Source organism: Fibrobacter sp. UBA4297 (assembly GCF_002394865.1).
In the GTDB taxonomy this organism is placed as follows: Bacteria; Fibrobacterota; Fibrobacteria; order Fibrobacterales; family Fibrobacteraceae; genus Fibrobacter.
In genome coordinates, this window is sequence record NZ_DGUZ01000023.1 from 246,318 (window position 1) to 263,758 (window position 17,441).

Annotated in this window: 18 protein-coding genes; 7 read left to right on the forward strand and 11 right to left on the reverse strand. The window is 49.7% G+C overall.

The window, feature by feature from the left end:
* Positions 1-422: 422 nt before the first annotated feature.
* Both B3A20_RS14845 and B3A20_RS14850 read right to left on the reverse strand, forming a co-directional pair.
* Positions 423-2,525, reverse strand: a complete 2,103-nt coding sequence (locus B3A20_RS14845; RefSeq protein WP_290766453.1) for an OmpA family protein — start codon at positions 2,523-2,525, stop codon at positions 423-425.
* A gap of 19 nt (positions 2,526-2,544) precedes the next feature.
* The gene (locus tag B3A20_RS14850) at positions 2,545-4,665 is read right to left on the reverse strand and encodes a polysaccharide biosynthesis tyrosine autokinase (protein ID WP_290766455.1); all 2,121 of its coding nucleotides are present in this window, start codon (positions 4,663-4,665) and stop codon (positions 2,545-2,547) included.
* A 215-nt stretch (positions 4,666-4,880) separates the two neighbouring features.
* Here B3A20_RS14850 and B3A20_RS14855 point away from each other — a divergent pair, with 215 nt between their 5' ends.
* The 3 genes from B3A20_RS14855 to B3A20_RS14865 all read left to right on the forward strand — a co-directional run bounded on the left by B3A20_RS14855 (position 4,881) and on the right by B3A20_RS14865 (position 7,708).
* Positions 4,881-5,642, forward strand: a complete 762-nt coding sequence (locus B3A20_RS14855; RefSeq protein WP_290766457.1) for an ABC transporter ATP-binding protein — start codon at positions 4,881-4,883, stop codon at positions 5,640-5,642.
* Positions 5,643-5,776: 134 nt separating this feature from the next.
* A complete protein-coding gene (locus B3A20_RS14860) occupies positions 5,777-6,982 on the forward strand; it encodes an ABC transporter permease (RefSeq protein WP_290766459.1) in 1,206 nt (401 codons plus the stop codon).
* An 84-nt stretch (positions 6,983-7,066) separates the two neighbouring features.
* Positions 7,067-7,708, forward strand: a complete 642-nt coding sequence (locus B3A20_RS14865) for a bifunctional 4-hydroxy-2-oxoglutarate aldolase/2-dehydro-3-deoxy-phosphogluconate aldolase (protein ID WP_290766461.1) — start codon at positions 7,067-7,069, stop codon at positions 7,706-7,708.
* Positions 7,709-7,842: 134 nt separating this feature from the next.
* On the opposite strand, the gene B3A20_RS14870 is transcribed toward B3A20_RS14865, so the two are convergent.
* The gene (locus B3A20_RS14870; RefSeq protein WP_290766463.1) at positions 7,843-8,712 is read right to left on the reverse strand and encodes a GGDEF domain-containing response regulator; all 870 of its coding nucleotides are present in this window, start codon (positions 8,710-8,712) and stop codon (positions 7,843-7,845) included.
* Between the two features lie 50 nt (positions 8,713-8,762).
* Positions 8,763-9,584 (reverse strand): menaquinone biosynthetic enzyme MqnA/MqnD family protein, encoded by an 822-nt coding sequence (locus B3A20_RS14875; protein WP_290766466.1) that lies wholly within the window; start codon positions 9,582-9,584, stop codon positions 8,763-8,765.
* Positions 9,585-9,671: 87 nt separating this feature from the next.
* On the opposite strand from B3A20_RS14875, the gene B3A20_RS14880 reads away from it, so the two are divergent.
* The 4 genes from B3A20_RS14880 to B3A20_RS14895 all read left to right on the forward strand — a co-directional run bounded on the left by B3A20_RS14880 (position 9,672) and on the right by B3A20_RS14895 (position 12,132).
* A complete protein-coding gene (locus B3A20_RS14880; RefSeq protein ID WP_173564325.1) occupies positions 9,672-9,962 on the forward strand; it encodes a hypothetical protein in 291 nt (96 codons plus the stop codon).
* Positions 9,963-10,013: 51 nt separating this feature from the next.
* Complete coding sequence (locus B3A20_RS14885) at positions 10,014-11,087, forward strand: glycoside hydrolase family 5 protein (protein ID WP_290766469.1); 1,074 nt, start codon at positions 10,014-10,016, stop codon at positions 11,085-11,087.
* Positions 11,088-11,371: 284 nt separating this feature from the next.
* Positions 11,372-11,590, forward strand: coding sequence for a hypothetical protein (locus B3A20_RS14890; protein WP_014546264.1), 219 nt, complete (start codon positions 11,372-11,374; stop codon positions 11,588-11,590).
* Positions 11,572-12,132, forward strand: a complete 561-nt coding sequence (locus B3A20_RS14895; protein WP_014546263.1) for a GNAT family N-acetyltransferase — start codon at positions 11,572-11,574, stop codon at positions 12,130-12,132. Before B3A20_RS14890 ends, B3A20_RS14895 begins: the two co-directional genes overlap by 19 nt.
* 172 nt (positions 12,133-12,304) lie before the next feature.
* On the opposite strand, the gene B3A20_RS14900 is transcribed toward B3A20_RS14895, so the two are convergent.
* The 7 genes from B3A20_RS14900 to ftsY all read right to left on the reverse strand — a co-directional run bounded on the left by B3A20_RS14900 (position 12,305) and on the right by ftsY (position 17,400).
* Complete coding sequence (locus B3A20_RS14900) at positions 12,305-12,508, reverse strand: hypothetical protein (RefSeq protein WP_290766476.1); 204 nt, start codon at positions 12,506-12,508, stop codon at positions 12,305-12,307.
* 16 nt (positions 12,509-12,524) lie between these two features.
* Positions 12,525-13,448 carry a hypothetical protein gene (locus tag B3A20_RS14905; RefSeq protein WP_290766478.1) on the reverse strand — a complete coding sequence of 308 codons (924 nt, stop codon included), beginning with the start codon at positions 13,446-13,448 and terminating at the stop codon, positions 12,525-12,527.
* A 286-nt stretch (positions 13,449-13,734) separates the two neighbouring features.
* Positions 13,735-14,193, reverse strand: a complete 459-nt coding sequence (locus B3A20_RS14910; protein WP_290766480.1) for a hypothetical protein — start codon at positions 14,191-14,193, stop codon at positions 13,735-13,737.
* A 313-nt stretch (positions 14,194-14,506) separates the two neighbouring features.
* Positions 14,507-15,658: a glycosyltransferase family 2 protein gene (locus tag B3A20_RS14915; RefSeq protein WP_290766482.1), complete on the reverse strand. Its 1,152-nt coding sequence runs from the start codon at positions 15,656-15,658 to the stop codon at positions 14,507-14,509.
* On the reverse strand, positions 15,655-16,131 hold the full coding sequence (locus B3A20_RS14920) for a thioredoxin family protein (protein ID WP_290766483.1): 477 nt from the start codon (positions 16,129-16,131) through the stop codon (positions 15,655-15,657). The genes B3A20_RS14915 and B3A20_RS14920 overlap by 4 nt, the downstream gene beginning before the upstream one ends.
* Positions 16,128-16,376 carry a hypothetical protein gene (locus B3A20_RS14925; protein ID WP_290766486.1) on the reverse strand — a complete coding sequence of 83 codons (249 nt, stop codon included), beginning with the start codon at positions 16,374-16,376 and terminating at the stop codon, positions 16,128-16,130. The genes B3A20_RS14920 and B3A20_RS14925 overlap by 4 nt, the downstream gene beginning before the upstream one ends.
* A 103-nt stretch (positions 16,377-16,479) precedes the next feature.
* Positions 16,480-17,400 carry a signal recognition particle-docking protein FtsY gene (ftsY, locus tag B3A20_RS14930; RefSeq protein WP_173564343.1) on the reverse strand — a complete coding sequence of 307 codons (921 nt, stop codon included), beginning with the start codon at positions 17,398-17,400 and terminating at the stop codon, positions 16,480-16,482.
* Positions 17,401-17,441 lie beyond the last annotated feature (41 nt).

Below are 17,441 nucleotides of genomic sequence, written 5' to 3' on the forward strand. Positions count from 1 at the left end.
AAGCGAAAGTGCCAGTAGGCTAACGCCTAAATACCTTTTTAAAATGAAAAAAGTACGTCATGCGGGCGGGGCCCCAGCTCGGAGTTGACGCCTACGGCGTCAGCGGCTTCACTCGGTTATGCCGGTCTGCAAGCAGCCCGTCGCAACACTCGTTTTGCACGCTACTGCGAAGGAATAGCCTTGGCCGACGCTTTATTCTCTCGCTGCCATACGACAACAATATCATTAATTAAAACACCCCACATTTACTTATAAAGATCTCTATTTAGAAAGGCGCACGGGTTATCCGTGCGCCTTTTTGCACTGTTCATGTAATTGCGTGGCGCATTCGCAACATTGAGCAGCACGTTCGCAACATCGTGCATATACAAAAAGGGCGCCCTTGCGGACGCCCCTTTCTAGTTCTCAATCAGATTCGAAGATTACTTTTCGAACGGAACGAGTTCAACACGGCGGTTGAGCTTGCGGCCCTTCTTCGTCTTGTTATCTGCGATCGGCTTGTCAGAACCATAACCGACTGCGCGGAGACGTTCGCTGTCAATGCCCTTCTTGACGAGGTACTTAACAACAGCCTGTGCACGCTTTTCGGACATGATCTTGTTCTTTTCTTCAGAACCAGTGTCATCCGTGTGACCCTGGACTTCGAGGTTGACAGCCGGGAGCTTCTTCAAGAGCTTAGCAATGTTGTTCAAGGTCTTGTTGCTGCTTGCAGTGAGCTTAGCAGAGCCGGACTTGAACTGGATACCCTTCTTGAGCTTGTCGAGGTCCTGGTTCTTGTTCGGGCAACCGTTCTTGTCAACAGCTACGCCAACGAGGGTGTTCGGGCACTTGTCGAGGTGATCGGCAACGCCATCCTTGTCAGAGTCAACCGGGCAACCAACTTCGTCAACAGAGACGCCAGCCGGAGTATTCGGGCACTTGTCGAGAGCGTCAACGATGCCGTCCTTGTCGCCATCCGGGCTGCAACCATCAGCGTTAACCGGGAGACCAGCAGCCGTGTTCGGGCACTTGTCGAGGTAGTCAGCAACGCCATCGTTGTCAGAGTCAACCGGGCAGCCCTTGCCGTCAACAGCAATGCCAGACTGAGTATTCGGGCACTGGTCGAGGTAGTCAGCAACGCCATCCTTATCAGAGTCAATCGGGCAGCCGTTAGCATCGATAGAAGCGCCAGCCGGAGTGCTCGGGCACTTGTCGAGGTAGTCAGCTACGCCATCCTTATCAGAGTCAACCGGGCAGCCAGCAGCGTCAACAACAACGCCAGCCGGAGTTTCAGCGCACTGGTCGAGGCCATCAGCAACACCGTCATTGTCGGAGTCAACCGGGCAGCCAGCAGCATCAACAACAGCACCAGCCGGAGTTTCAGCGCACTGGTCGAGACCGTCGAAGACACCGTCGTTGTCGCCGTCAACCGGGCAACCGTTAGCGTCAACAACAGCACCAGCCGGAGTAGCGGCGCACTGGTCAACATTGTTTGCTACGCCATCGTTATCTTCGTCAGCACCGCGGACGTTACCGAAGCGCCAGGTAAGAGCAGCGGTACCAGCATAACGCGGAGTCGGCGTATAACCGTACTGAACCTTCTTACCGTTCTTGTCATAGTAGTAGAGCTGATACTTGTCAGCGTCCTTCATTTCCTTAGAGTACTTCCAAGTGAAGTTGGAGAGTGCACGGACACCCACATCGAGACCGAGGGCGATGTCGATGTTTGCCGGGAGGTGGAAGCGGAAGCCCGGAGTGATTGTGAACGGATCATAACCCGGTTCACGATCATATTCACCCTTTTCAACGCGGAATTCACCGTTAGCTTCAACGAAGAAGTCCATCCAGTCAGTCGGGAGGACGTTGATGCCACCACCGTAGACCAAGGTGTTAGAACCCTTCGTCACAGTGCCGACGAAACCGACGTTACCGTTGAAACGGAGCGGAGCGCCAACCTTCTGGAGGTCAAGAGTGAGGATCAATTCGCCACCGAATGCCATGTTGCGGAGGCCGTACGGATGGGTTTCACCACCCTTGGCATGCAAGAACCAAGCATGACGCGGACGAACACCGACAGACTTGTCGCCAGTCGGGAAGTAGAACTGAGCTGCGATAGCGGCATTGAAGACACCATCAGTCATTTCATCGAACGGAAGCTTTGCCTTTGCCCAGAGTTCGAGGTCACCACGGCTAGCCTTCCACATGTCGCCTTCGCCATTCTTCGGGGAGTTGGCGTGGTCGTAGTAAAGCGGAAGAGCAAGACCGATGTCCATGAAGTCCGTCACGCCAGCTGCAAAGTTGATATTTGCAGTCACGCTACCGGCATTTTCATAGAATGCACCGCTCTGGTTACCCTTGGAATACTGGCCACCGCGAGTGAGGGACCAGTTGTCATAAGAGACCTGGCCACCGAAACCGGCAGCAAAGCCACCCTGACCGAGAGTCTGGGCTGTTTTCTGGTTGAGACCATCGGCTCCGCCCATCAGGCCAGACTGCGCGAAAGCGAAGCTACCGGCCAAGAGAGACATTGCGACTATTTTTTTCATCTATTCTCCTTGTTATTGGTTAATATTTCTTGTGATAGCCATAGTAGCCATAACTACCATAGCCGTACCCCGCATGACGTTCGCACTTGTTGAAGACAAAAGCCTTCTGCAATGGTGTTTCCGTACTGCGGTCAAAAGTATTCAAGGCATCTTGGATGCTTTCAATGGAATGAGCTGCATGCTTCAAGACACACAACAGATAGTCCGCATGCTTTTCCACAAGCAATGCGTCACTGCACTGGAATACCGGAGGAGTATCCAGAACAATCAAATCATACTTATCCCTGAATGCGTCAAGGAAAGCGCTAAATCGAGAACTATTCAAAAGGCTACCTGGGTTAACGACACGTGCACCCGCACCTAGAACGTAGAAATTATCAAAAGTTTTGACAACATACTCATCGCTATAATCTTCCTTTTCAAGCATTTCGCACAGGCCCTTCTGGCTATGCTTGAACAAATGCCCGCGACGGAGGTCCATATCGACAAGAAGAACCTTCTTACCCGCCATGGCAAAAGACGCAGCGAGGTTTGTAGAGACAAATGATTTACCAACACCCTGTACAAGACCGGAAACCATGAGGATTTTCTTGCCTTCGGAGAAAACGGAAAACTCAAGAGCCGTACGGAGAGCGCGAATGCCTTCGGCAAACGGATCGTCCGGTTCGGCAACGACGTAGGGCTTCATCACGTTGTTCTGAGTCTTGCTGCTAAGCATCGGGAGCTTTCCGTAAACGCCAACGCCCGTAGCCTGTTCGACTTCACTGCTGCTGCAGACGCCGTTTGAAAGCATACGACGGACATACACGACAAAGCAACCGAGGAGCAAGAACCCGGTGGTTACACCAGCAAATACAAGTATGCGGTTCGGCTTGCTCGGCTTGAGCGGTACATAAGCCTGGTCTACAATGCGGACGTTGCCGACTTCGCCGGCCTGCACCACACGTAGCTGTTGGATGTTGTTCAAAAGGTTTGTATAAAGTTTGTTATTTACTTCGACTTCTTCTTGCAACGAGAGGACTTCCTGCTGCACGACCGGCAAGCTTGCCGCAGAACGCTGCTGCTTAGCCAATTCACGGCGGAGTCTCGCCTGCTGTTCTTCAATCGTACGGACGGTCGGGTGTTCTACGCGGAACAGGCGCAAGGCTTCTTGCTTTTTCTGTTCAAGTTCAATGAGGCGCTGCTGGAGAGTCACATCCTTTTCAAGGTGCAAACGGGTTTCGCCCGTGAGGTCGATCGTTCCCTTGGAATGGCGGAACGATGTGAGTTTCTGTTCAGCAGAATCGAGTTTGGCCTTGACACCCGGCAGCTGTTCTTCGAGGAATGTCAAGGTTTTCTTTGCTTCGGCACTGCGCATTTCGATATTCTGCTTCAGGTACGTGTTTGCAATCGTGTTCAAAATAGAGGCAACACGGTCAGCGTAACGATATTCGAGAGAAACTCTGATAATTCCGGAATTCTTGCCTTCTTCCGAAATAGTAAGTCCCTTGAGCAACGCATTAGCCGCCAGCTGCGGATGGACAGCGACCAGGAGGAACGTCTGACCAACGGTCGCGGTCAAAGACTTGACGCAGATGACCAAAGTATCACCCGCAAACGGCTTGCGGTAGGTTTCGCCAACGGTACCTGTAAGGACGACCTCGCCCTCCAGTCCGATTACTTCGTATGCACTAGAGTCGGCAGTCACGCGGGCGATAAGTTTACCCTTAGCCTCTACAAACGCACGCGGAATCACCAAAAGTTCCAGGTCCATGCGACCTTCGCGATGCATCAACCGGTCTTGCTTGTTCAACGGATAAGCGGAAAAGCAAAGCTTTTCATCCGCGACGACCTGATCCAAAACGACACGGCTCTTGATGAGTTCCATTTCGGCAGCAGACGGAGTAGAAACGTCAAGCAAGGCTCCCATTTCACCAAGAGCAAGCCCTTGTTTATTCCCTTTAACATTTACTTGAAGAAGGATGTCGCTGCGGTACGAAGCGCGGAGCCACATTGCAGCAAGACAGCCAAAACCGAGACCCAATATCAAGAAGACGAGCAAGACTTTCCACTTGCTTTTTAAATAGATTAAAATCTCAAGAATGTCGATTTCGTCATCGGCAGACGGATTCGAACCATTCTGAGTCATCTTCTCATTCATTAAAAAATCTCCAAGGTCACAGAACCAACCACCTAGTGTGGTCCAAGTCGGAATATAAAATAAAAAAAAAATTAACGTTTATACATTGAAACATAAGATTCATGTAACTTTTTAGCTTTTTTAAGGATTTCACCGTCCCAAAAAGCTCACTAACGTTGTAAATGCAACCAAATCAACGGGTTAAGGCATCTAAAGAAGCAAGAAAAAAGGGCTTTATGCAAACCGTACAACCGATACTTTCCGTTCAAAACTTACGTCGTGACTTCAAGATGGGCGACGAAATTGTACACGCCCTCCGAGGGGTGAGTTTTGATATTTATCCTGGAGAATTCGTAACCATCATGGGCACATCCGGTTCCGGCAAGTCCACCATGCTGAACATTCTAGGATGCATGGACCGACCGACCTCAGGGCACTATATATTAGATGGCCAACACACCGAAACCCTAAAACGCGATGCGCTCGCCCGCATCCGGAGCCAGAAGCTCGGGTTCGTTTTCCAGAGTTACAACCTGCTCAGCCGCACGACCGCGATTGAAAACGTGGAACTCCCCCTGTTATATAATTCCAAAGTTTCTGCAGAAGAGCGCCACCACCGCGCCATTGAGGCTTTAAAGATGGTCGGACTCGAAAGCCGCATGAACCACCTGCCCAACCAGCTCTCGGGCGGTCAGCAGCAACGTGTAGCAATCGCACGCGCCCTCGTAAACGACCCCGTCATCATCCTCGCCGACGAAGCGACCGGCAACCTCGACACCCGCACCAGCTACGAAATCATGATGATATTCCAGGAGCTGCACCGTCAAGGAAAGACCATTGCCTTCGTGACGCACGAGCCGGACATCGCCACATTCAGTGGACGCACCATCACGCTCCGTGACGGGCTCCTGAAAAAAGATATCATCAACGAAAATGTACAGGATGCCAAAGTGGCTTTTGAAATGCTCCCGCCACCAGAAACATTTGAGGAGGATTAACTAGGTGTTAGGTAATAGGTATTAGGTTTTTATAATCGTGCCAAAGGCACCTGACTAACCTAACCCCTACAGCCTAAAACCTATTGCCTACATCTAACTTCTAACCGTCCACTTCCAACTTCCTACTAAAAAATATGAATCCGTTTACCTTAGCCAAGATTGCTCTCCGCGCATTGCTCCGTAACCGCATGCGCACATTCCTCTCCGTACTCGGTATAGTCATCGGCGTTGCAGCCGTCATCACCATGGTCGCCATGGGCGAAGGCTCCAAGAAGTCCATCAAGGAACAGATGACTGCAATGGGAACAAACGCCATCACCATCATGCCAAACCAAAGCCGCCGAGGCGGCGTCCAGACAGAATCGACTGAAACTCTCGAAGAAGAAGACGTCATCGCCATCCGCGAAAACGCAAACTACATCAACGGCGTTTCACCTATGGTCACAGTCGGAGGGCAGGCCATCGTCGGGAACAACAACTCGCCCACCACGCTCTCCGGTGTTTCAGCGGACTACCTCAAGATCCGCAACTACGAAATCGAAGACGGCGTCATGTTCGACGACCAGGCAGACCGCATGGCAAAAGTTTGCGTTATTGGCCAGACCGTCGTCAAAAACCTGTTCCCGGACACCGACCCGATTGGCAAGACCATCCGCTACAAGAGCATTCCGCTGAAAGTCATCGGCACACTCAAAGCTAAAGGTTCCGGCGATTTCGGGCAAGACCAGGACGACGTAATTTTCACTCCGTACCAGACTGTGATGAGGCGATTCTCTGCCACGACGAATATCCGACAGATTTACGCGAACTCCATCGGTGAAGGCTACGCCGCAAAAGCGACCGAAGAAATCATGGGCATCTTGAAAGAACGCCGCAACTGGACAAAACCGACCGACCCGTTCCGCGTATTCACGCAAGAAGAAATGATCCAGATGGTCACAAGCACCTCCGATATGCTCTCGCTTGTGCTGACCGCCATTGCTGGAATTAGTTTGTTTGTTGGCGGCATCGGCATCATGAACATCATGTACGTGTCCGTCACCGAACGCACAAAGGAAATCGGGCTTCGCATGGCTATCGGTGCACGCGGCCGCGACATCCTTTTACAATTTTTGTTCGAATCCGTGATTATCAGTTTGCTCGGTGGCGCGATTGGAATCGCACTTGGCATTGCAGCTTCAGAAACTGTAAAAATCGCAATGAACTGGCCCATGAGCGTCTCGGTCACAAGCGTTGTCGTGAGCTTTGGCGTGTGCTTTGCCACAGGCGTATTCTTCGGCTGGTACCCCGCCCGCAAGGCGAGCCGCCTCGACCCGATTGAAGCGCTGAGATTTGAATAGGTTATATTCTCTGTAAATAAAAAAAACAACACTTTTTTATTTTCTTTCGTCTCTCGTCTTTCGTCTATAAACTATTTTAAAGTCATGAATTTCCTTGAATTTTTACAACCGATGCCGGTCGTGGGCATTCTCCGCGACATTCCTCAGGGCGCCGAAGAAGCGTGCGTGAACGCGTCCGCAAAGTGCGGGCTCAAGGCGATTGAGGTCACGATGAACACAGCAGCCGCAACTGAAATTATCACAAAGCTCAAGTCCTTTGCAAAGCCACTTGGAATCAAGGTCGGTGCAGGTACGGTCCGTCACGGGAGCGATGTCGAAAAAGCAATTGCCGCAGGTGCAGAATTTTTGGTCACGCCGAACACGCGGCACGAAGTCATTCGACTTTCGAATACCGCAGGCATCCCGATTATCCCGGGAGCACTCACGCCAACCGAAGTGCAAAAAGCATACGACCTTGGCGCAACCGCCATCAAGATTTTCCCGGTGAACTGCGTAGGCGGTCCGGAATACATCAAGGCGCTGCGTGGCCCGTTCCGCGACATTCCGTTGATGGCATGCGGTGGCGTGAACGCAGAGAACGCCGCAAGCTACTTGAAGGCAAGCGCGAACTTGCTTTCTTTTGGCGGGAGCATTTTCAATGCAGAACTGATGAAGGCTGGCGACTGGGCAACCATCGAAGCAAGGATGCAGAAACTGCTGGACGCCGTGAAAGCTGCAATTGCATAACTACTCCAGTGAGACAATTTTGAATCATGCGAAAACGCCGCGGTTTTTTCCGCGGCTTTTCTTTTTGCGGCTTTGCCGCCATACTTTAAACTAGTAACTATTAACTACTAACTAGCAACTGCAGCGCAGCTGCATTAGCTGCGTCCAGCGCGCATCTTGCGTTTGCACTCGTACATGGAAGCGTCCGCACTGCGGAGCATCTCGTCCATGTCCTTGTAGTCTTCGGCAGAGCTTGCCGTGCCATACGCAAAGGCAACCGTCTGGTCTACAATCGTGAGCGACTTCACAGCCTCTTGCATTCTCTCGGCACAGACAAATGCGCCCTTCAAATCGGTATCCGGGCAAATAACCATGAACTCGTCACCGCCCATGCGGAAAAGCATATCCGATTCGCGAAGCAGTTTATTGCAAACGTTCACGACAGAACGGAGCAACAAGTCTCCCGCCAAATGTCCATGCTGGTCATTGATTTTCTTGAGGCCGTTCAAGTCAAAATAGACAAGCGAGAAATTCGTGCCATAGCGCTTGCTACGGGCGAACAATTCACGGAGCGAGCAGATGGCATGCCTGCGGTTGTAGGCGCCCGTCAAGTCATCCGTCAGAGAGATTTCGCGCAAGTTGCGAAGCGAACGTGCCAGTCGCAGATGCACACCAATTCTTGCAAGCAAGATATCAGGGGCAGCAGACTTGCAGACAAAATCAGAAGCTCCCGACTGGAATCCTTGCGTAACGCTAGCATCGTTTTCCTGATTCGTGAGGAATATAATCGGCAAGTCGTCTAGCGGGAAATGCTTGCGGATATTCAAACAGACATCGTAGCCATTCATGTTCGGCATGTTGACGTCAAGCACCACAAGCTCCACGGGATTGTTGTACAAGTACTCCAGAGCTTCGGCACCGGATTTGCAGCCGATTACTTCATACCCAACTGCCTTCAGAACATCCGAATCTCTTTTTAATTCAACATCATCATCGTCGACGATAAGAATTTTTTCCTCTACCATTTCGTTCTCCTTACCATCCCAACACTCATTCCAACGATTATAAAATAAAATTACTCGAGGAACTCTATCGGCGGTGCGGATTCAACTAGCCCCATTTGAGCCGCCAATTTGAAAAAAAGCGATAACGATTGTTTACGTTCATCCGTAAAATGATAATCGAGCACGCTAAAGTAATCCTCAACGAGAGGGCGCGGCAAATTCACCGGATACTTCGCAAGCCACACATCCAAAGCCAGCGATGGATTCTTGCGGAACTCGCGAATGCCTGATTCCAGTCGCACCATATAATCATCGAGAATAGGGCGCAAGCTAGCCGAGAGCGCATCCTTCGAAATCACCCACGCACCAAACACAAACGGAAGTCCCTGCCATTCCTGCCAAAGCGTCCCCAAGTCATAACTATACGCAAAGCGGTGGCGTTCATTTTCTTCAAGCGCCAAGTCACCTATCAAGAGACACGCATCGTCAGTCGACTCAGCCGCAAGCCCCGGCACATATTCGGGCTTAAGCCCATAGCGATTTTCCAAAAGAATTCGTAATAACGTAACAGACGTCTTGCTTTGCGATGTCATGCGGATGCGTTTGTTCGAAAGCTCCTGGAGTGGATAACGCGAAAACAGCTTGACCGAGCGCACTTCAAAGGAGCACGACGTGCAGAGCACAGGCGACAGCACAAAGGCGCCCGGCTTTTGCGCAAACGTAATCGAAGACGCCGGAGAAAGGTGAATAGAGCCGTCTTTGAGACCTGCACAATGCACACTCGGCGGGCCATCGACAAAGGCCACCTCGGGAAATTCATTTTCGCGCCCGACAGAATTAAAGAAAAACGGCGCACAGACCAAAAAAGGGATTCGACCAACACGGAGAGTCATGTAAAAAAGTTAAATTTTTACATGTGGCGAGATTGTATGCCACATCAAAATAAACCGATTAATTTAAACGTTAATGGCTAAAGAATAATGGCTGTATTTCACGTGAAGAAGACCTCGCTCGGCGAAGACCAGACTAGTCTCGTTTTCAAGGGCAGGATTGTAGAAGGCCCGATTAGCAAGGGTATGACCATCGAAATTCCTGTAACGCAGGAAGCTGTCGTCAAAATGAAAATTTACGACGTCGTCCAGTTCGACAAGCAGAAGGACGAAGACAAGAAGGTGGGCCTGGTTGTAGATTTTTATAACCTTCCCGACGATATGGAAGTCATCATGGACTTGAACATCGCCGACGAAGATTTGAACATCGTAAACGAATAACCTATTCATTCAAACCGGCTGTTTCGGCAGCCAAAGTATGGGACGGCACGCATGAAGAAAGAAAGATTGCGCGGAGTGAATTTGGGCGGATGGTTCAGTCAGGTTGACTGTATCGAAGAAAAGGACCCGGTCGGTTTTCCGGGAGTCGTAGGTCACATCAAGACGTTCCTTGGAACAAGCGATTTCAAGCGCATCCACGATGCGGGGTTCAACCACGTTCGCTTGCCGGTCGACTACTTTAATTTATTTAAAGGCGACGATCTCAAGCCGGACGAAGAAATCTTTGCGCTCCTGGACAAGGCGCTCAAGGACATTCAGGATGCAGACCTGGATGTGATTCTCGATTTGCACAAGTGCCCGGGTCACGACTTCCACCTCGCCAGCAATCACGAACAAGCTTTCTTTGCCGACGCGAACGCCCGCAAGGACACGCGCAAGATTTGGGCATTCATGGCCGAACGCTATAGCTCCATGCCGCGCGTGATGATGGAACTTTTGAATGAACCGGCCGCAAGCGATTCCAAGGTTTGGGATAAAGTCAAGGACGAAATCTTCTGGGAAATCCGCAAGCACGCCCCGAAGAACACTATCGTCGTAGGCGCCAACAAGTGGAACAGCACGAGGGAATTCGAATTCTTGACACCGCTCGATGACGACAATGCCATCTACAGTTTCCATACCTACACGCCGGTGACGTTTACGCACCAGGGCGCCGCTTGGATTGACGATCCGTTCTTCAAGATTGAACGCCCGTGGCCGGGTGATTACGCCGCCCCTGAAGTTGGCGGCACAACGCGTTTGAACGTGGAATTCGGCAAGTGGGACAAGGCCAAGTTGCAGGCAAGCATCCAGAACGCTCTTGATTTCCGCGCCAAGTATGACTTGCCGGTAAGCTGCAACGAGTTCGGTGTTTACGTACAAGTTCCTCGCAAGTATCAGCTTGCCTGGATGCGCGACTTCCTCGACATCCTCCGCGACGCCGACGTGGGTTACAGCTACTGGAACTACAAGAATCTGGACTTCGGTCTCGTTTCGAAGGGCGAATCACTCCACAACGATTTACCGCAGTACAATAACCCCGAACGCCTCGACACAGAACTCATGGAAATGATTGCGAAGGGGTAACGGCGAAGCCGCAGTAAGCAGCCAGCAGAACTCAGAATTTAGACAAGAACGCCTCGGATTAAATCCGGGGCATTTTTTACTATTGAGCAACTAACAAATAGCACATTTGCCACAGTCCCTTGCTAACAGTTGTTGACATAATGAACGGTCAAAATTCCGACCCCTTGCATTTTATTTTTGGCTTATATATTTTTTAGTACGGATCCATTGAGGATGCCATCCGGTCCAGCCGGGCGTTAATATATCAGTTACTTTTATTCTAACAACTAACAAATAGGATACTCATGGCAAGACCCATCAGAGAAACTCCGATTTTGTTCGGCGAGGATGCTCGCCGGTTTATCGCCCGTATGCAGGAGAGGCACCCCGAAACTCCGGAAGCTCGTGCCCAACGTTTACGGGACTACGAATTTTTCCTAAAAGCTTTTGAACGAGGCATGCGAGAAAAGCGTGCCCGCGAAGCCGCTAACGGAGGTAAAGATCCATGGTTCGACAATATATAGATAACGAGTCTATTCGATTTATTCGACTGCAACCATTCAACAAAGTCAAAAGTTTTGACTGCGGAGATGCTGATTTAAACGATTTCATTTTAAATCGCGCAACTCTTTTTGACAAATACATGTTAGCGGTCAGCTACACCTGTGTTGACATCAACGACACCAGCAGGCCTTTAGCCTATTTTAGCTTGGCAAACGACAAAATCGCAACCAGCGACTTTCCTAGCATGACGGAATTCAACAGATTCCGCCGTAAACAAGGATTCCCGAACGAGAAAAGGCTAAAAAGCTACCCCGCCGTGAAGCTCTGCCGCCTAGCCGTTGACATCTGCGCCAAAAAGCAAAAACTCGGTACACAAGTTCTAAACATCATCAAGTCCATGTTCGTCATCAACAACAAGACAGGCTGTCGCTTTATAACGGTTGACGCCTACTTGGCAGCAGTTCCGTTCTACGAAAAGAACGGATTCCGCATGATGAATCTGGAAGACAACGATCCGCATACACGATTGATGTACTTCGACTTGATGGATCTGGTGGCGTAAGGCAATAAACGGGAAAAGACCTACTCGACTCCGAATTCATGGAAATGATTGCGAAGGGGTAGCGGCGGAGCCGCAGTAGACCGTAGGAAGTTACTCTACCGTCATCCTGGAGGGAGCTTCGCGACCGATAGGATCCAGTTAAATCTCGTGATTAATAAACTGCAAGACATAATTACAATAAAGGCGGACGAAAGTCCGCTTTTTTGCTTTCTTTAACAGCTTCAGGAGTTTCACTAGAGCAATTTTCAATACCTTTTCCTGATTCATAAGCCCCATGTACAAGCATTACATTGTATTTCTCTATTGATTCCATGGGTTTGGGAATAGACCATCCCGCAACCGTAAAAAACAGTATAATTAACAACAGCCTTTTCATAAATTTCCATTTTATTTTAATACTTCACAACACTTCCATCAGCATTAACGAACATCAAATCACTAAGCGATTTAACGTATGGATTTCTCATTATTTTGTCATTTGCTATAGAACAAACATAATCCCCCATATGCAACATGCTACCCGCAAACAACGCCGGATAAACCGCATATTTTCGGTTTTCATCAAATTCAATAGAATCGACAACAATATTGCCAACTGACAACAAAACACTCCAATTATTTTTTTTCCTCATAAGACAATACACATCATCACCCCATGCTCTTACATCATCACATTTTTCAATCCACTTTAAGTTAGCGTCTAACCGTTTGAATGTCAGCGTTTTCACAATTGTATCCAAAACGGCATATTGACAACTATCCCCACCAGCTCCAAGCGGTCCTTTTAAAAGGATTTTCCCATTCAGCCACGTTCTCATTTTTTCATGTTTAAATGTTGCATTGCAGCCATCTTTAGAAACAGTCACATTCATGACAACCGGTTTTTGCCCCAATTTCCAAAAGGAAAATGAATTATTTCCATTTCCGCCCCAAACAATTGAATCAGAAAGCTGCCCTACAAGATACGTAAAGCCATTCGTATTTGCATTGTCCAACGAATCAGTCCAACACGGTCCTTCTTCCTGAACACGATAATTATAAACCCGCAATCCTTGATGCCCTATACCAGAAATAGTTCCACCATCATAGACAAAACCATCCTGTTCCTGCGACCAATGCCGCCAATCGCTAACAATCACCAAACTATCGTCAATAAAACCGATAACACCTCCAACAGTTCTAGGAGAAGACCATTCTATCGGTCCCCATTTTCGCTCAAGGTCATCCCCGCACCCCCACATGCTTACGCATGCAAAGGCGACCGCCAAAACAGCGAGCAGTCTTTTCAATCCGAACCTGTTCATTTTATTTTCCATAAGAGATTTTCCTATGTTTAAACATTTTCCAATGTAAATTTATATAAAAAACATTATATGCCATACAGAATAGATTGCTTCCCCTCTACGAGGGTCGCAATGACAAGCAAGGGAATCAAGCAAGAGGCCACTTGTGGACTCGCATTTGATTCCCACCGAGTCATGTGTTTGCACAATGACGTAACCACGTTCTACTAAGCAAATTCTATTGACTATAACATCACTGGATCCTTCCGCCTACGGCGTCAGGATGACGGAGAAACGGCTTCGAGGATGACAGCAGGCTTTACATCTCAATCAAAATTCCTGCTTGCAAGTACCAGTAACCTTCGCCGGAGTGGTTCAAGAACTGGTAACCGGTCGAAACGATAATCGATGTGCGGTCGCCATTCTTGATGTCGAGTCCGCCACCAGCGCGCCAGAACATCTGATCGTCCTTGCCGAACATGTAACCGAAATCGCCTGTAGCGACCGGCAACACAGTACGACCAATCGGGAGGCGAACCCAGAGGCTTCCAGAAACGGGAACGTATCCAACGTTGTCAAGTTCCTCATAGCCAACGCCCACGCCCGCAAAAACCATCTGGTCAATCGGATACCACAGATGGCCATAGAAACTCATGTTGAAGTCACCCATGTGGCTCACGCGATTGCAGATGCCACCTTGAGCATCCAAAGTGAAGGCGTTTGCCGGAACCGCGACGAAAGCCAAAGCGAATATAATAGCTGTCAAAAACTTTTTCATAGGTCTATACGATAATATATAAATTCTTTTACGCTACGAGAAGGAGATTCCCCATCATCCCCGTCAAGCGAGGACAGGCGTCGGGAATGACAACGCCAGGACAACGATTGCGTAGGGAGATTCCCACCTAAAGGTGGCCATGCGCACTATGGAACAAAGTTCCAAGTGCTGTCCGCCCGCTCGGTGGCGGGAATGACAGCATAATACAAGACATCACTGGATCCTTCGACTCCGTTACACTTCGCTCAGGATGACAAGTCGAAGGCAGCAATTATACCCTAAAACCTAATCCCTATTACCTAACCCCTATAAATTACTCGTCACTGCGGGCTTCGCGGGCCCAGCCGCCACTGCGTTCACGCTTAAACGCAAGGAAGAATCCCTTGAGCATCGCGAGGTTCATGAGCAAGAAGTAATAGGCGCTCGGCAAAATTCGCGTCACCGCCACAAGCAACGCAAGCGTCATGCAACCAAAAGAAATTTGATAGAAAAGTCCTTTGCCCAAGAGCAGCGCGTTCGCTACGTACAAAAGAACAATGATATGTGGCGAGAACCAGCGCACAATCTTGTGCGAGAAGAACAAATACGCAAGCAGCGGGCGGAACGGATTCAAAAGCGGCAAGTAAGAGAACAAATAGTTGAAGTTTGCACGGCCAATGCGCACCTTGCGTCTGTATTCACCACTGGATTCCTTCGACGTCTGTTCTGTACCGATAGCGCTATCTACAAACGTACAGAAATAGCCCTTCTGCAAAATTTTCGTCGTCACAAAGAAGTCGTCCATGACGCTCTTCTTGACCGGAAGTTCCGTATAAAGTTCTTTTCGAATCGCATAAAGGGCGCCGTTGCCTCCGATCAAGCGGTCAAGCACGCCTTCGAACTTCTTGATTTCACTTTCCAAATCCCAGTAAGAGCTTTCACCTTTACCAAGCATACTTCCGCTCTTGTCCGAAAGAATCAAGTGACCGCAAGCGCAACCAATTTTTTTATCCTTGAACGGGTCGACAAGCTTACGCACAACATTCGGGAAGAACATCGTATTTGCATCGCAGAACAAGAGGATATCGTTCTTTGCGATTTTCTGCAAGCGGTTCAGCATGGCAGCCTTGCCCGCATTCTTCGGCGCCTTGACCAAAGTAATTCCCTGGTCGGCATAGCGGGCGACAATTTCTGCCGTCTTGTCTGCAGAGCCGTCATCGCCAATCAAAACCTCAAGCTTTTCCTTGGGGTAGTCAATTTCAAGAATATTGTGGATCTTGCGTTCAATCACCGCTTCTTCGTTATATGCCGAAATCAGGATAGACACCGTCGGAAGTTCGGAGGCGCCATCCACCGGCTTCTTTTTGCGCTTGAAGATTTCGCTCACAAACGGGAGCGTCATCGGGAACAGCAAATAGCAATGGACAATCAAGAACAAAAGAACCCAGAATGCAATCTGAGCATAAAAGAGAACGTCTTCACTCATTTCGAAATCCACTCCTTCTCTTTATCGAGAATCTGTAAAAGCAAATACTTCATTTCTTCGGCGGTAAAGGAATCCTTGACCGTCATAATCGAGAGTCCATTCGGGGCGATTAGAACAAATGCAGGCAACACGCTCAGGTTCCAAACGTCAAAATAGCAACGCTGCACCGTTTTGCGTTTGCCATCACACGTAATTGTGTCCTGCGAATCCACATCGAGTTTCACCGGGTAGAACCGTGTATTCAAAAGCGATGCGACAGTCGGGTCTGAATAAGTGTTAGCATCCATGATGCGGCAAGGCACGCACCAGTCCGCATAAAGGTCCACAAAGATAAGCTTGTTCGAATCTTTAGCCTTTTTCAAAGCCTCGGTGTAATCCATCCAACGCACAAGATTCGGCTTTGATGGAGGAGCTGCAAAAGCAGAGAGCACAAGGCCAAGGACCAAAACCACCCACATACACGCCTTCATCATTTACGTCCCTTCTTTTGCACCGGCACCACTTTGGGGATGCCCAACAATGAATCAATTCGTTCTGAAACCGCCAACTGGAACGGCATCCAGCGCTTTTCGTCTTCGAGAAGTTTATCAGTAGCCTTGAGGAATTCTTCGCGGGTATAGCCGTACTTTTTCAGCACTTCGCGACGCACAAGGCGCCCCATGGGAGAATCACCACCGTAAAGCTGTTCGACAACGCGCATTTCTACAAAGGCAGCCACAAAACGCTTATCCGCACCCGAAGCTGAGTCCGAACAAGCGCATAACAAGAATGCCACTGCACATAGAAACGCAAGTATTGCACGAAGCTTCGAGAGCAATAGACTACTCCCTATTTTCCAGAGCGTTTTCAAAAAGACCGTCAACGTAGTCGCGCTTGTTGAATTCCACGAGCTGGTCGATGCGTTCGCCCATGCCAACCCAGCGGATCGGGATTTGCAACGAACTCGCAATCGAGAGCACGGAGCCACCACGCGCGGTTCCATCGAGCTTTGTCACCACAAGTCCCGTCAAGGGGAAACTCTGGTTGAAAATCTTCGTCTGGTTGATGGTGTTCTGTCCGGTGTTGCCGTCAATCACGAGCCACATGTCGTGCGGCATATCCGGGCTTACCTTCTTGATGACACGGACAATCTTCTTGAGTTCTTCCATCAAGTAGTCTTTGTTGTGCAAACGGCCTGCGGTATCAATCAAGACAACATCGCAACCGCGGGCGACCGCAGCATTGCAGGCATCGTATGCCACTGCGGCCGGGTCGGAACCTTCCTGATGCTTCACGAATTCGGCACCCGAACGTTCGGCCCATGTTTCAAGTTGGTCAATTGCTGCCGCACGGAACGTATCGCAAGCGGCAATCATCACCTTTTTGCCTTCGTTCTTGAGGCGGGCGGCGAGTTTTCCAATCGTAGTCGTCTTGCCGGCACCGTTCACGCCAATCACGAGCACCACATGCGGCTTGCCCTTGAGTTCAAACGGCGGCGGGTCCTTGAGCAAGCGTTCCGCTTCGTTACGCATGATGTCGAGCACTTGCTCTGTCGTAAGCGACTTGCCGAGCGCGTTTTCGCGGAGCGCATCCGTCAAAAGGAATGCCGCTTCGACACCCACATCAGCCTTGATGAGATGCTCTTCGAGTTCTTCGAGCGTCTCGTCCGTAATTTTTCCAGCGCCGACAATACCCTTCAATTCGCCAAGCAAGGCGTCGCGGGTCTTTGCAAGGCCACTCTTAATTGCAGAAAATAAACCCATTAGATAATACTCTCGACTTTATCCACGAGACCGTAAGCCTT